At 66.0% G+C, this 13,691-nt stretch carries 13 protein-coding genes; 12 read left to right on the top strand and 1 reads right to left on the bottom strand.

Annotation, left to right across the window (positions count from 1 at the left end; translation table 11 throughout):
* Positions 1-209 precede the first annotated feature (209 nt).
* A complete protein-coding gene (locus V9K93_RS14100) occupies positions 210-1,190 on the bottom strand; it encodes an AraC family transcriptional regulator (protein WP_337302741.1) in 981 nt (326 codons plus the stop codon).
* Between the two features lie 695 nt (positions 1,191-1,885).
* On the opposite strand from V9K93_RS14100, the gene V9K93_RS14095 reads away from it, so the two are divergent.
* The 12 genes from V9K93_RS14095 to V9K93_RS14040 all read left to right on the top strand — a co-directional run bounded on the left by V9K93_RS14095 (position 1,886) and on the right by V9K93_RS14040 (position 13,658).
* The gene (locus V9K93_RS14095) at positions 1,886-2,080 is read left to right on the top strand and encodes a Flp family type IVb pilin (protein WP_136638080.1); all 195 of its coding nucleotides are present in this window, start codon (positions 1,886-1,888) and stop codon (positions 2,078-2,080) included.
* Positions 2,081-2,147: 67 nt separating this feature from the next.
* Entirely contained in the window at positions 2,148-2,693 is a 546-nt protein-coding gene (locus V9K93_RS14090) for an A24 family peptidase (protein WP_337302740.1), read from the top strand.
* A complete protein-coding gene (locus tag V9K93_RS14085) occupies positions 2,690-3,166 on the top strand; it encodes a TadE/TadG family type IV pilus assembly protein (RefSeq protein WP_136638082.1) in 477 nt (158 codons plus the stop codon). Before V9K93_RS14090 ends, V9K93_RS14085 begins: the two co-directional genes overlap by 4 nt.
* 23 nt (positions 3,167-3,189) lie before the next feature.
* The gene (gene cpaB, locus V9K93_RS14080; protein WP_295381493.1) at positions 3,190-4,227 is read left to right on the top strand and encodes a Flp pilus assembly protein CpaB; all 1,038 of its coding nucleotides are present in this window, start codon (positions 3,190-3,192) and stop codon (positions 4,225-4,227) included.
* Between the two features lie 18 nt (positions 4,228-4,245).
* Positions 4,246-5,604, top strand: a complete 1,359-nt coding sequence (locus V9K93_RS14075; RefSeq protein WP_136638084.1) for a type II and III secretion system protein family protein — start codon at positions 4,246-4,248, stop codon at positions 5,602-5,604.
* A 27-nt stretch (positions 5,605-5,631) separates the two neighbouring features.
* On the top strand, positions 5,632-6,888 hold the full coding sequence (locus V9K93_RS14070) for a CpaE/TadZ family protein (RefSeq protein WP_136638085.1): 1,257 nt from the start codon (positions 5,632-5,634) through the stop codon (positions 6,886-6,888).
* Positions 6,873-8,222 (top strand): TadA family conjugal transfer-associated ATPase, encoded by a 1,350-nt coding sequence (locus V9K93_RS14065; protein WP_136638086.1) that lies wholly within the window; start codon positions 6,873-6,875, stop codon positions 8,220-8,222. Before V9K93_RS14070 ends, V9K93_RS14065 begins: the two co-directional genes overlap by 16 nt.
* A gap of 2 nt (positions 8,223-8,224) precedes the next feature.
* Positions 8,225-9,181, top strand: coding sequence for a type II secretion system F family protein (locus V9K93_RS14060; RefSeq protein WP_136638087.1), 957 nt, complete (start codon positions 8,225-8,227; stop codon positions 9,179-9,181).
* 28 nt (positions 9,182-9,209) lie between these two features.
* Positions 9,210-10,145 (top strand): type II secretion system F family protein, encoded by a 936-nt coding sequence (locus tag V9K93_RS14055; protein WP_136638088.1) that lies wholly within the window; start codon positions 9,210-9,212, stop codon positions 10,143-10,145.
* Positions 10,145-11,050: a tetratricopeptide repeat protein gene (locus tag V9K93_RS14050; protein WP_337302739.1), complete on the top strand. Its 906-nt coding sequence runs from the start codon at positions 10,145-10,147 to the stop codon at positions 11,048-11,050. The genes V9K93_RS14055 and V9K93_RS14050 overlap by 1 nt, the downstream gene beginning before the upstream one ends.
* The gene (locus V9K93_RS14045) at positions 11,047-11,505 is read left to right on the top strand and encodes a DUF3613 domain-containing protein (protein ID WP_337302738.1); all 459 of its coding nucleotides are present in this window, start codon (positions 11,047-11,049) and stop codon (positions 11,503-11,505) included. The genes V9K93_RS14050 and V9K93_RS14045 overlap by 4 nt, the downstream gene beginning before the upstream one ends.
* Before the next feature lie 8 nt (positions 11,506-11,513).
* Positions 11,514-13,658: a TadG family pilus assembly protein gene (locus V9K93_RS14040; RefSeq protein WP_337302737.1), complete on the top strand. Its 2,145-nt coding sequence runs from the start codon at positions 11,514-11,516 to the stop codon at positions 13,656-13,658.
* Positions 13,659-13,691: the final 33 nt, after the last annotated feature.

Below are 13,691 nucleotides of genomic sequence, written 5' to 3'. Positions count from 1 at the left end.
TGGAATGTCAGTGGACTTGCCGTTAGGCAGGTGACTGACATTTCAGCGCTTGCAACGGTGGCTGCGCACTTCATTCCGGCACGGCAATCGCGCATTCCGGCAAATCCACGGTCGGAATCGGCAGCCGGTTATGCAGAAGCGGCAACCATATCGGCAAGCGGATATGCAATTCCGGCAGAAACGACGGGGAAACCCTTGTGCCGCCAGGGTCAGGCCGGCTGGCCGATCTGCGCCGGTGCGCGCATCAAGGTATCGCGCGGCAGTTCGCCGAAGACCTTGCGGTAATTGTCGGCGAAGCGCGACAGGTCCCACAGGCCGCAGCTGAGCGCGATGGCCTTCACCGAGCGACGGCTGGAATCGGCCATCGACAGGCTGCGGCAGGCCGCGCACAAGCGCAGCATCGACAGGTAACGATTGGGCGAGGTACCGAACAGGTCCTCGAAGGCATAGCGCAGGCCGCGCTCGCTGACGCCAGCGGCATCACAGATTTCATTCATGTAGATATTGCGGCGCAGGTTGAGCCGCATGAAGTTCTCCGCACGCTGCGCAATCAGATAGTGCGTCCGGCGCGCACGGCTGCATCCCGGGCGGTCTGCCGCACCGGCGCCCAGCAGGGCCTGCACGTGCCCATGCAGAAGGCGTTCGGTTTCATCCGGCTGCAGTGCAATGCCCTGTCCCAACTGCTGGTGAAGTTGCTGGTAATACCCCACCAGCGGCGCTGAATCACTGGCCAGGTTGAACAAGGACAGCGCCTGGCCTGCGGGCGGCGTGCTGCGCAGGCTCAGCTCGGTCAGCTTGCGCTGCACGCGTACCACCGGCACCAGCATCAGGGTCATATGGGTGCCGGGGCTCAGCGTGAACTCACTGATACCCTCGGGCATGACGGTCAACGCCATTCCCGGCGTGAGTGGCACTCCGTGGCACCAGCTCAGCGTTTCATCGGTGGCGTGGATATACCCCAGCATCGCCCAGTCCGGAGGCAGCATGAAGCGCCCGCGGCAATGGAAACCACAGCTGATGCTGCAGAACAGGGCTTCCTCGTGCACGCGCGAAGCGAAGGCCGCCCGTGGTCCGTTGCCATCGAGCAGAAGCAATTCGACATCACACACACGAAGCACGCCGCTCAGCGTCGCCAGGTCGATCGACCGCAGGCCGCTGTCGTCACTGTCTCCTACCCCACCATCGACCATGACAGTGTCGTCCCCCCCGTTGATCCGTCATGCGATGCGGCCCCCACTGCCTGACAGGGCGCACACCGTTACAGGAACCGCTGCCGGTGCCGGGAGAGGAACGGCCAATGCCGCACAGCCCACCCGGAAAAACTCCATAGCTTGAATGCGAGTATGCCCGATAATCTTCGCGGGTAAACCCACGGAATGCATTGAAGAAAACCGATACACAAGTGAAGAGTTTGTTGTCGTGTTTGGCACGGTTTTCGCATGCGAAAGTTTAGAGGAATCACATTATCTACACGTGGATGAACCGTTTTGCCCACGAACGGATATTCGTCACAGAAACAATCTGAAAGTTTAAGGTCCGAGTGTTTTCTGCCGAATTTGCATATAGGTTCCGGTTGCAGCGGGCCGCCATTCAGGCAAAGTCGATATCAAGGTGATCCGGTCCTTCATAAAGAGGCCGCATCCAGGGGGAACGCATGAACATGCACGCATCGCACGATACTTCGACCACCGGCCTGGCGCCGTGCGGTCGTAGCCGCGCAGTCGGCGCCCTCCCTGGAAACGATCACCCTGCTTGAGCACAGTGGGCCCGTCCCGCTATGCCTCCTCCGCCAGGATCGGCGGAGGTCCACGGACGATCCCGGCGGAGCCGGGCCACCGCCCAACGCAGGTGTCCTGTTGTAGACAGGTAGAGGGAGACAAACGTCATGAACGCATCGATCCGCAGGTTCCTGAAGGAAGAAGACGGCGTTACCGCACTCGAGTACGGGCTGCTGGCTGCTGTGATTGCCGGCATCCTGATCGCGGTCGGCAACAAGGAGATCAAGGGGTTCTTCGAGACGCTGTTCAAGAATCTCTCTGATCTTGCTACCAAGGCATCAGGCTCCACGCCCGCAACCTGAGCGGCGTTCCAGGTTGGACCAGGGACAGCAACTGCCTACCGTCCACTGACGGACAATGGAGTGTGCGATGACACTGCTGGAACTGTTGGCCATCGGCGTGTGCCTGCGGATCGCGATCAGCGACCTGTATGCCCGCCGGGTGCCCAACACCTGGCTGCTGTCGGCGTGCGCGATCACGGTTGTCCTGATCATCGCCGGCCAGTTCAACGCGCCGCGCCTGCCGTGGGGTTCCCACGTCGCCGGCGCGGCGCTGGGCCTGGTAGCGCTGCTGCCGTTCCATGCAGTGCGCTGGATGGGCGCGGGCGACGTCAAGTTCTTCTCGGTACTGGGCCTGATGCTGGGCTGGCAGGCATTGCTGCCGATCTGGATCGCGGCCAGCCTCGCTGCCGGTGCCCATGCGGCGATCGTCCTGGTGTCGCGCCGACTGAGTTCATTGTTGCCGTTCGGGCTGCAGGCCCAGGTAGACCGCGCCAGTTCGCACTGGCAATCACATCCTGCACTCCGTGACATGCAGAGCGCCCGGCAGGGACGCCACGGCATTCCCTATGCAGCCTACCTGGCGATTTCCGCCATCGGCTGGATCCTCATCAGCGCCTACGGAGGTGTGTCATGAACTCCCGCAGCCCCCGCCGGCAGCGTGGCGTCGCCAGCATCGAGTTCGCGTTGATGCTGATGCTTGGACTGTTGCCGCTGCTGATGTTCACCTTTTCTGGCGTGATGATCATGGCTGCGCAGCAGACCCTGGCCACCGCCTCGGCCGAGGGTGCGCGCGCATCGTTGCGCTATGGCAATGCCAATGAGCGCCGTACAGCAGCATGTGTCGCGGCGCGCAACTCGATGCAATGGCTGTTGAAGTTCTCGGCGCAGACCGTCGACTGCAGCAATGGCGGCAGCAACGCCGTGGTGGTGTCGCCGCAGGCGCCCTGCGCGGGCTTGGCCACGGCCCAGTGCATGACCGTGACCGTCAGCTACGACTACGCCAGCCATCCCTTCCTGCCCGGCACCGCCACGCTCTACAAGTGGGTGATGCAGGCCCCCATCCGCAGCGTCGCGGTCGCACAGCTCGACCTCGGCAGCGGTAACTGACGATCGGTACAGGAGACGGTTTCATGCTCAAGTTGACCCGCATCGCCGCCGTTGCCCTGATCGGGCTGGCCGTGCTGCTGGCCCTGGTCGCCTTCATGATCGGGCGCAAGCCCGACGCCCCGGCCTCAGCGGCTCCGGTCGCGCAGAGCGAGGCCCAGACGGTCACGGTGGTGGAAGCGGTGGCGCGCCTGCCGGCCGGCGAACCGATCACCGCCAACGGGCTGCGCCTTGCGCAGCGCACCGCGCCGGTCGCCGGTGCCGCCACCAGCATCGCTACCGTCGTCGGCAAGGTGCCGGTGCAGGATATCGCCGAAGGCACCGCCATCAGCAGCAGCGCACTGGCGCAGGGATTCTCGCTGCAGCTGCGCCCGGGCGAGCGCGCCCTTGCGGTGCCGGTCGATGAACTGGTCGGCGCTGGCAACCGCATCCTGCCCGGCGACTTCGTCGACGTCTTCCTCAACCTGCGCAATGCCCAGCCCAACGCCAGCGGCCCGGGCGAGGCTGCACAGACGCGCCTGCTGCTGTCCCGCCTGCGCGTACTCAGCTATGGCCAGCAGGATATAGCCCCGGCCACCAGCGAAGCTGTCGCCAGCAACGACGGCGACAACCGCAACGACCCGCGTGCCGCCGACATCACCGGAAGCGGCAGCAGCCACACCACGGGCAACGAAGCCACCCAACCGGCACGCAGTGCGGTGCTGGCAGTCCCGGTGGCCGATGCCAATCGCCTGCTGCTGGGTGCGCAGCAGGGCAAGCTGTTCCTGGCCCTGCGCAATCCGGCTGATACCGGCCTGCCCGACCTCGCCCTGTTCCCGCAGTCGCGCGGGGTGATCGATCCGTTGCGCGGCCTGGATGCGGAACAGCAGCTTGCGCTGCAACGACCGGAGAACCATGCCTTCGCCGGCATCGATGACGATGCGCTGGCTGGCCGCGGCACCGCTCCGGCGCGCGCCAATCCACAGGCGCCGGCACGCGCACCTGCGACGCGCCACAGGACCCAGCGCGCGCCTGGCATCGAAATCATCCGCGGGGACAGCTCTGCTCCCCGTGGTTCCCTTTGACCTGCATCGAGCGCATCCATGACCGAACGTCGCCGCAGTCCACGCCTCTCCCCCCGCCAGCGCTGGCTGGCCCTGCTGCTGGTGCTGCTGGCACCGGCAACAAGCGTGGCGGCCGACGATCTGGTGCTGCAGGCACGTGAGCAACGGCCGTGGACGCTGCCGGCCGACCTGGAGCGGGTCGCCATCGCCGACCCCGGCGTGGCCGATATCGTGATGCTGCGCGGCCAGCGCCAGGCACTGCTGGTCGGCAAGGCACCAGGCATCACGACCCTGCTGCTGTGGCACCGCAGGCAGGCCGAACCGCAGCGCCTGCAGGTGCGGGTGCAGAGCGCCGTGCAGGGTGCGGCCGACGCCGGCTCGGGCGGGCTGGTGTTCACCCAGCAGGACAACCAGGGCCTGCTGCAGGGAAGTACCGACAGCGTGCTCTCGCACATGCAGGAACAGCGCACCGCGGCGATGGCGCTGGGCAAGGACGGCACGCTTGCTGATACATCGACGGTCAGCAGCGGCGGCGTGGTCCAGGTCGAGGTCAAGGTCGTCGAATTCAACAAGACGGCGCTGAAGCAGATCGGCATCAGTTTCCAGAACCGCAATGGCAACTTCGCCTACGGCTTCGCCCGTCCAGGCGGCCAGCTGCCGGGCAACACCGGCATCCTGCCCGGGATGAAGGAAGGCAACTCCGGCAACGAAGCCGAGTCGCCCATTTCCTCTGCATTCCGCCTGGTGTTCGGCTCGACCAAGGGCCTGTGGAACGCCGATGTCGACCTGCTGCAGAGCAACGGCATGGCGCGTGTCCTGGCCGAACCGACGCTGGTCGCGCTGTCCGGTCAGAGTGCCAGCTTCCTGGCAGGTGGCGAACTGCCGATCCTGGAACCGCAGGGGCTGGGCACCACCACCATCACGTACAAGCCGTTCGGCATCGGCCTGACCGTGACCCCGACGGTGCTGGCACCCAATCGCATCGCGCTGAAGGTGGCTCCGGAAGCCAGCGACCTGGACTACAGCAACGCCATCGCCCTCAACGGTGTGCAGATCCCTTCGATCACTACCCGGCGCGCAGACACTACCGTCGAGCTCGGCGACGGCGAGAGCTTCGTGATCGGCGGCCTGGTCAGCTCCAACGTAGTGTCCAGCGTCGGCAAGATCCCGTTGCTGGGCGACCTGCCGATCATCGGCTCGTTCTTCCGCAACTTCGACTACAAACGACAGGACAAGGAACTGGTGATCATCGTCACGCCGCGGCTGGTGAAGCCGCTGGCGCGCAACACCGAACTACCGCTGCCCGGCGAACGCGAGGCCAAGCCGAACCTTCCGGAATGGGGTTCGTGGCTGCTCGGCCCGATCAGCCAGGACCCGGTGCCCGGCTTCTCGCGTTGACTCCATGATGCCTGCGATACCACGACCATGCCCTACGCCACCGCCCAGCCGCTGCATCCACAAGGACCACCGATGAACCTGGTCCTGTACGGCATGGATCGCGAACTGCTGCCCCGGCTGGCCGCCAAGTTGCCGCCGGCCACCACCCTGCATTGGCAGGACAGCAGCATGCCGACTTCCGCGCAGGACCTGCAACGCGGACCGGAAAGCCTGGTGCTTCTCGATTTCCGTCCCGAGCACGCGGCCGCCTCCAGCGTGCTTGCACAGCAATTGCAGCAGACCGAGCCGGAGCTGATGCTGGTCGCGGTCGGTTCCACCAGTGCCGGCCAGGTGGAAGGTGTGGTGATGGCGCTGCGCGTGGGCCTGCGTGACGTGCTGGACCTGGACAGCGACAACATCGGCATCGAAGCAGCGCTGCGCCGCGCACTGTCGCCACGACCGGCTCCTTCGGCGCAGCTGGCACACAAGGCACGCCTGATCGTGCTGCTGGGGGTGCGCGCCGGCGTCGGCACCAGCACTCTTGCGGCGCATCTGTCGGTGCTGGCGCAGCAGACCCGCGCGCTGGCCCAGGGCGACGCGCTGCAGCAGGACGGCCTGCTGCTGGAACTGGCGCAGCCCTCGGGCGACCTTGCGCTGTACCTCAATCTCGACAGCCGCTTCCACTACGAGGATGCGCTGCGCAATGCCAGCCGCATCGACGCTACCCTTGCCCGCACCGCGATGGCGCGCCATGAGTCCGGGCTGGTGCTGCTGGACCGTGCAGGTGGCAGTGATGCGGTGCCACCCTCGGACCCGGGCGCATTGCTGCAGCGGCTGCGCGGCGTGTTCGCCAGCGTGCTGTGCGATGCCGGCGGCTGCCCGCTGCGGCAGTTGCCACCGCTGCTGCTGGACCAGGCCGACGAGATCTGGCTGGTCACCGACGCCTCGATCGCCACGCTGGTGTCACTGGACCAGGCACTGAAGCATCTCGCTGGCCAGCGCGAACGCGAGAAGCGCCTGCAGCTGGTTATCAACCGCCACGACGACAGCAGCGGCATGAGCCCGGAGCAGATCGCGCGCCGCTTCGAGGTGCCGCTGCTGGCAACGTTGCCCGAACGACCGCGCGTACGCCTGGCGGCCAGCCAAGGCCATCTGCTGCTGCAGGATGCGCCGCGCGACCCCTACCTGCGTGCCCTCGCCCCGCTCGTCCCGCGATTGGATCCGGCTGCGTGCCCGGTCCAGGCGCAGGGCCTGCGGGAAAGACTCTCCCTTGCTCTGGGTGGATCGCAATGGAAGACAAGGTAACTCCGTTCCCGCATGCCGCTGCCCGCCCGGTGCTGCCCGAGAGCGCCGCCGGCCATCTGCCGTTCGCACAGACCGAGCAGTACCAGAAGGTGCTGTCGGCTGCGCACGAGCACCTGCTCAACAGCATCGAGGACGAGCGCATCGACATCGATTCCTGGGCCCCGGACACCATCGCCCGCTGGGTGCAGGTGCAGACCGTGGGCTTCATCCAGGAATGGCGCATCCCGATCAACGAGGAAGAGATGCAGGTGGTTGCCGAAGGCCTGGTCAAGGAGCTGACCGGGTTTGGCCCGCTGGACGACCTGCTGCACGATCCATCCATCGAAGACATCCTGATCAACGGCTTCAAGGATGTGCACGTCTCGCAGGGCGGCCAGCTCAAGCGCGCCACCCAGCGCTTCACCGACGATACCCACCTGCTGCGCATCCTGCGCCGCATCCTCGCTCCGCTGGGGCGCCGCCTGGATGATTCCAACCCGATGGTCGATGCGCGACTGCCCAACGGCGGCCGCCTCAACGCGATCATCTCGCCGCTGGCGGTGGACGGGCCGATGGTGTCCATCCGCAAGTTCCGCAAGGACCCGTTCACCCCCGATGAGCTGCTGGCCAAAGGCACCTTCGATGCACCCATGCAGGCGCTGCTGAAGGCGATGGTGCTGGGCCGCTGCAACATCCTGGTCTCCGGTGGCACCAGTTCCGGCAAGACCTCGCTGCTGAACGCACTGGCCAGCTACGTGCCGGCCAACGAACGCGTGATCACAGTTGAGGACACCGCCGAACTATCACTCAACCATCCGCACGTCGTACGCCTGGAAAGCCGGATCGGTGGTGCCGAGGGCCAGGGTGCGGTCAGCATCCGCGACCTGGTGCGCAACAGCCTGCGCATGCGTCCCGATCGCATCGTCGTCGGCGAGGTGCGTGGCGCCGAGGTACTGGAAATGTTGCAGGCGATGAATACCGGCCACGACGGATCGATGGCCACCATCCACGCCAACTCGCCGCGTGACTGCCTGTACCGCATCGAGATGCTTGCCGGTTTCGCTGGCTTCCAGGGCAGTGAGGACAGCCTGCGGCGGCAGATCGCCAGCGCCATCGACTTCATCGTACAGATCTCGCGCCTCGGCAGTGGCCGCCGCGTGCTGGTCTCGATCACAGAAATCACCGGCGTCAGCGACAACCTGATCACCACCCAGGAAATGTTCCGCCACGAGCTGCAGATCGACGGCAACGGCAGGGAAATCGATCGCTGGATCGGGTTGGGCTTCCATCCGCATTCGCACAAGCTGGAGCCATTCCGCCAGCAGCTGCGCGAATCCCTGTACGGGGACTTCTGAGCATGGGCACTGGGCTGCTGCTGGGCGTACTGAGCATCATCTCGGTGCTGCTGGCTCTGGCGGTCTGGCTGTGGGGCACAGCCAGCAGCCGCGAGCAGCGCCAGGCATCGATGCAGCACGCCGAACAGCGCCTTGCGCGTGGCAGCGCCGGTGCTGGCGCCCCCGCTGGCGCCTCCGTTGCAGCGGCCAACGATCCGCCGCGACCGGCCAGCAGCGGGCGACGCGTGCTGCCATTGGACGGCCTACTGCAGCGCGCCGGCCTGCAGACGGGCTGGAAGCTTCCCATCATGCTGCTGGTGCCGGGGCTGGTGCTTTCTGTGGTGGCGATGCTGCGGCTCGGCACCGCATGGATGTTTCCGCTGACCCTGCTGCTGTACCTTCTGGGTTGCTGGCTGTGGGTGATGCGGCGGACATCGAAGCTGCGCGCGCAGCTGCTGCATCAGCTGCCGGATTTCCTCGACAACCTTGTGCGTCTGACCGCGCTGGGCAACAGCCTGCAGGCAGCGTTCCAGGTGGCATCGATGCAGACCAGCGCACCGCTGCGTGGCCTGCTGGATACCACGGTGCGCTATGCGCGCAGCGGCATGGACCTGGACCGCGCGCTCGCACTGGCGGCGCAGCCGTATCGCATGGATGTGCTGAAGGTTCTGTCGGTGGTGGTCGGGGTCAGCGTGCGCATTGGTGGCCGCTCCGACCAGATCCTGCAGCGCATGGGTGATTTCATGCGCGACCTGGAACAGGCGCAGCAGGAACTGGCCGCGACCACCTCCGAGACGCGCATGTCGGCGTGGGTGCTGGGCCTGCTGCCACCGGCCAGCGCCGTGCTGATGGCAATCTCCAGCCCCGAGTTTTTCCAGCCGGTCCTGCACGATCCACTCGGTCACAAGATCCTGCTGATCGCACTGGGGCTGGAGCTGTTCGGAGCATTCCTGCTGTATCGCCTGGCCAAATCACTATGAACCGCCGCAGCCACCCCGGAGATGCCCGATGAGCGCCAGCGCCTGGTTCGCCCTCTCCCTGCTGCTGCTTGCGGCTGGCATCGCCCTGCTCGGCATTGCCGGCTGGGTGCGCAGCCATCGCGAACACCGAACCTCGGCCACGTTGAAGACCGCCCTGCAACCGCGCGAAGAGGCGCGTGACAACGAGACCACACAACGCGATTCACTGGGCTGGCTGGAGCGATTCGGCCGCGCGCTCAGTGGCGGTCGCCTGGAAGCTGCGCTGCTGGCCAATGAAGATCGCCTGCTGCTGGACCTGGCCAGCTGGAACACGCGTCGCGGCACCGCAATCTATCTCGGCCTGCGCTTGCTTCTGGCGCTGCTCGTGCTGGCATTGGCGCTGGCCTTCAGTGATGCCACGGGACTGGCCAGGATCATGGTCGTGATCGGTGCGCTGGCCGCCGGCCTGCTGCTGCCAAAGTTCGTTCTCTCTTCCTGGGTGAAACGGCGGCGGCGGGCCGTCGACAACGAGCTGCCTCTGCTGATCGACCTGCTGCGGCTGTTGCAGGGCGTGGGATTCAGCATGGACCAGAGCCTGCAGACGCTGGGCGACAAGTTGCGTGACGCGCTGCCGGTACTCGGTGGCGAACTACAGGAAGCCAACGTGGCCTACACCCACGGCCGCACCCGCGCGCAGTCGCTGCGCCGCTTGAGCGAAGTCTATGCCGACGACGACCTGAGCAGCCTGATGCAGCTGATCCTGCAGGTGCATGCGCACGGCGGTGCGGTACAGGAGCCGCTGCGGCAGTTCAGCGTCCGCCTGCGCGAACAGCGCCGCAATACCTTGAAGGAAAAGGTCGGCAAGCTCTCGGTCAAGATGACCGTGGTGATGATGCTGACCCTGCTGCCAGCGCTGATGCTGGTCCTTGCCGGCCCCGCGCTGGTCGCGCTGGCCACAACCATGTCCAAGATGGGATCGCCCTGATGCCTGCCCTGCGCAACACCTGCCTGCTGTTTGCTCTCGTCGCCGTCGCCGGCGGCTGCTCATCGACCACGCCGAAGTATCTGCGTGCGCCCAGCCTGGCCGCGCCCGAACCGGCACCGCAGGACAGCCGCAACGCCTACCTGGAGCTGATCGAGCGCATGCAGCAGCAGGGGGCGTGGTATGCCTCGCTGGCGCATGTCGATGCCTTCCGCCAGCGCTACGGGGACCCGCCGGCGTTGCGCCTGCTGCAGGCCGATGCATTGCGCGAGACTGGACAGGCCGACGCGGCGATCGCCCTGTATCGCGACCTGTCCAGCGGTCCGCAGGCGGCTGCGGCGGCACATGGCCTCGGCCTGATCGCTGCGCGCCGCGATGACGATGCCGGCAGCGAGCAGGCGTTGGCGCAGGCCACCCAGCTGCAGCCATTGAATACCAGCTACCTGGGTGACCTCGGCTATGCACGGCTGCGCGCGGGCCGCTTCGAGCAGGCGCGCGAACCGCTGGCCAAGGCGCTGGAGTTGTCACCAGGCAACGCCAAGGCCACCGCCAACCTGGCGCTGTGGGCGGTGCTTCGTGGCGATACCGCCACCGCCGAGCGTCTTGCCCAGCAGGCCAACCTCAACGAAGAAACCCGCAACAGCATCCAACAGCAGGCCGCACAGATCCGCGCCCGCCTGCAGCAACGCCACGCCGCTGCCGCTGCCGCTGCCGCTGCTGCGGCAACGGTCACGCCACCCGCCCCAGCGACGGCGACGGCGATGGCCAGCAGCAAAACAACAGGCAGCACACGACTGGCAGCCGAACCGCGCCGCGATGCCCGTGATGCGCGCGATCCGCAGCGCCTGCCGCCTTCGATGCTGGAACGCTTCAGCGCCTCCGACCGCCCGAACGGGAACACACCATGACCGCGAAGCCCCTGTCCCGACGCCTGCTGCCCGTATTGACCTGCCTGCTGGTTGCGGGAGCCGCGCAAGCGCAGCAACAGCCGTTGACCGGGCAGATGCTCGGCGGTGGCAGTCCGTCCACCCCGGCAGCGCAGCCACTGCAGTCCGAGCCACTGCCTACGGTCGACCTGGCAGCGCCCGCCACACCGACGCCGGTAACCGCTACCACGGCGGTTGTCGCCGCCGACGGCATCGCTCCAGCACCGCGCCCGGTACGCAGCCAGATCGGTGATACCGCACGCAACCTGTTCCGCCTGCAGGCATCAGGACAGCAGGCCGGGCAGCATCTACCGATCCTCGGCGACCAGGCCACCCTGAGCTATGCCCGCTACATCAAGAGCTTTGAACACGAGATCCCGGACTTCTTTGAAACCGATGTCGCCAAGTCCAAGGGAACATCCTCATCCGGACGCTGAGGTAGGCCATGAAACGCCCACGCCAGTTCAGTTTCAGCCGCCCGCGTGGTGGCATGTCGATCACCATGATGCTGGTCATGCTGGCATTGCTGGCGATGCTGGGTCTGATCGAAATCGGCTATCTGTTCTGGGCCAAGCGTGACGCGCAGAAGGTCGCCGACCTGGCCGCACTGGCCGGCGCGCAACGACTGGAGCTGTGTACCTCGGACAACAGCGACAACAGTGCGGCGCGGCAGAGTGCGCTGACCCAGAACAAGTTTGCGGGGAGCCTGCAGATCCGCTGCGGCAACTGGAGCGCCAGCCGTGGCACGGTGAACCGTTTCGTCACCACGGTCGACGCCAGCAACCCCCGCAACGCGGTCCAGGTGGTCGCCGAGCGCAGCGTGCTGCCGTTCTTCGGCCAGAACACCAGCCTGCCGACCGTCAGCGTGCAGGCCGTTGCTCGCCGCTCGGAGCCCACCGCGGTGTTCGCGGTCGGCTCACAGCTGTTGCGGACCCGGGGCGACTCGCTGCTGATGTCGACCCTGCGCCTGATCGGCCTCGATGTCACCAATGCCACGGTGCTTTCCTATGACGGCCTGGCGCAGGCCAACATCACCCCATCGGGCCTGTTGAAGGCGCTCAACATCCCGGTCAGCGCCAACCTGAGCGTGGCCGATTTCAACCGGCTGCTGGCGGTCAACAAGATCTCGCTGGCGCAGCTGGTTGATGCCACGGCCACCGTGGTCGGCCGCAACACCACCGTTGGCGTGCAGCTGCGGGCCCTGTCGGACCTGGTCGCCACCCGGCTGGACATCACCAAGCTCAACATCGCACTGGGCAGCGAGTCCGGCGGCGGTGGCCTGTTCGCCGAGGTCATTTCTCCAGACGGTACCGCCGGCAGCGCACTCGAGTCGAAGATCAGCGTGCTCAACCTGATCAGCACGGCCATCTCCATCGCCAATGAAGGCAATGGCATCGCGGTCGAAGGCTTGAACCTGCTCGGCATCAACGTACAGGCGGGCGTGGTCGAACCGCCGTCGATCGCCATCGGCGGCGTAGGCTCGCGTGCCTACAACGCGCAGGTCCGGCTGATGGTGGATGTGGACAGCAACAACCTGTTCGCGCTGGGCCCCCTGCTGCAACTGCTGGGGACGCAGCTGCACCTGCCGCTGCATGTCGATGTCGCCAACGCGATGGGCACCCTGACCGGCATCCAATGTGGCGCCAGTCCGCCCAAGGCGACCATCCAGGTCGACTCCTCGGTGCTGCGAGCCTGCGTGGGCAAGGTCGATCCTGCGCAACGCTTCTCCAAGAACAATGTCTGTGACAACACCCTGCAGAACGAGCAGCTGCTGAAGCTGCTGGGCAAGCCCCTGATCACCAACAAGATCGCCCTGCCCGCCCTGACCAGCTCACAGAACCTGACCCTGGCTGCCGGCGAGAGTGGCTCCACGCAGATCAATCCACTGGCGCTGGGCAACGCCGTTTCTGATCTGGTCAGTGAGCTGCTGCGTGTGCTCGCGGGCATGGTGTCGACTCCGCAAGGTGACGCCGACGGCAGGCAAACGGCATTGGCATTGGCCAATCAGTATCTGATTGCAGCCCATCCCGGGGGCGGGCGCTATGACGTGAAGAATGTCATCCCCCTGCTTCGCAACGGTGATCCCAGCCAGAACCTGAATCCCGTCGGCGACTGGGTGATGCACAACGGCGTTCCGGTTCCGAATGGTCTGGGAACCAAATGGACAGACGGCTCTGTCTGGGACAGCTATCGTGCGACCGTGACCGGGGAGGGATTCGGTCTGCTCGACAAGCTGTTGAGCATTGTTGTGGGTGGCCTTCTGGTCAATCGATGCGACAGCCTGCTCGGCAACCTGCTCGACTACAACGGCTGCGTGCGCAACAACCTAGCCTCGTACCTGCTAACCAAGGCCGGGGGCCTGGGTGATCCGAGCTCTGGAAGCGGAGTCACAACTCCTGGCAATGGCGTGTCCTGCAGTGGCCTGCTCTGTACCCTGTTGAATCCGATCCTGGCGGCGCTGAAGCCGGTGCTCAACAGCGTCGGCTCACTGCTGACCAACCTGCTGGCCAGCGTGCTGGGCCTGGAACTGGGCCGTACCGACGTCAACGTGCAGTCGATCCAGTGCAGCGCGGCGCAGCTGGTCTATTGACCCGTGACGGGCGCCCTTGGCGGCGCCCGCGCC

It is taken from the genome of Stenotrophomonas sp. CCNWLW162 (assembly GCF_037203745.1).
Taxonomy (GTDB): domain Bacteria; phylum Pseudomonadota; class Gammaproteobacteria; order Xanthomonadales; family Xanthomonadaceae; genus Stenotrophomonas; species Stenotrophomonas maltophilia_AQ.
This window is presented reverse-complemented; position numbering and strand designations above follow the sequence as displayed.

Excerpts from the sequence above, each read along its gene's own strand:
- V9K93_RS14100 (WP_337302741.1), bottom strand. The coding sequence starts at position 1,190 with ATGGTCGATGGTGGGGTAGGAGACAGTGACGACAGCGGCCTGCGGTCG.
- V9K93_RS14095 (WP_136638080.1), top strand. The coding sequence starts at position 1,886 with ATGAACGCATCGATCCGCAGGTTCCTGAAGGAAGAAGACGGCGTTACC.
- V9K93_RS14090 (WP_337302740.1), top strand. The coding sequence starts at position 2,148 with ATGACACTGCTGGAACTGTTGGCCATCGGCGTGTGCCTGCGGATCGCG.
- V9K93_RS14085 (WP_136638082.1), top strand. The coding sequence starts at position 2,690 with ATGAACTCCCGCAGCCCCCGCCGGCAGCGTGGCGTCGCCAGCATCGAG.
- cpaB (WP_295381493.1), top strand. The coding sequence starts at position 3,190 with ATGCTCAAGTTGACCCGCATCGCCGCCGTTGCCCTGATCGGGCTGGCC.
- V9K93_RS14075 (WP_136638084.1), top strand. The coding sequence starts at position 4,246 with ATGACCGAACGTCGCCGCAGTCCACGCCTCTCCCCCCGCCAGCGCTGG.
- V9K93_RS14070 (WP_136638085.1), top strand. The coding sequence starts at position 5,632 with ATGCCCTACGCCACCGCCCAGCCGCTGCATCCACAAGGACCACCGATG.
- V9K93_RS14065 (WP_136638086.1), top strand. The coding sequence starts at position 6,873 with ATGGAAGACAAGGTAACTCCGTTCCCGCATGCCGCTGCCCGCCCGGTG.
- V9K93_RS14060 (WP_136638087.1), top strand. The coding sequence starts at position 8,225 with ATGGGCACTGGGCTGCTGCTGGGCGTACTGAGCATCATCTCGGTGCTG.
- V9K93_RS14055 (WP_136638088.1), top strand. The coding sequence starts at position 9,210 with ATGAGCGCCAGCGCCTGGTTCGCCCTCTCCCTGCTGCTGCTTGCGGCT.
- V9K93_RS14050 (WP_337302739.1), top strand. The coding sequence starts at position 10,145 with ATGCCTGCCCTGCGCAACACCTGCCTGCTGTTTGCTCTCGTCGCCGTC.
- V9K93_RS14045 (WP_337302738.1), top strand. The coding sequence starts at position 11,047 with ATGACCGCGAAGCCCCTGTCCCGACGCCTGCTGCCCGTATTGACCTGC.
- V9K93_RS14040 (WP_337302737.1), top strand. The coding sequence starts at position 11,514 with ATGAAACGCCCACGCCAGTTCAGTTTCAGCCGCCCGCGTGGTGGCATG.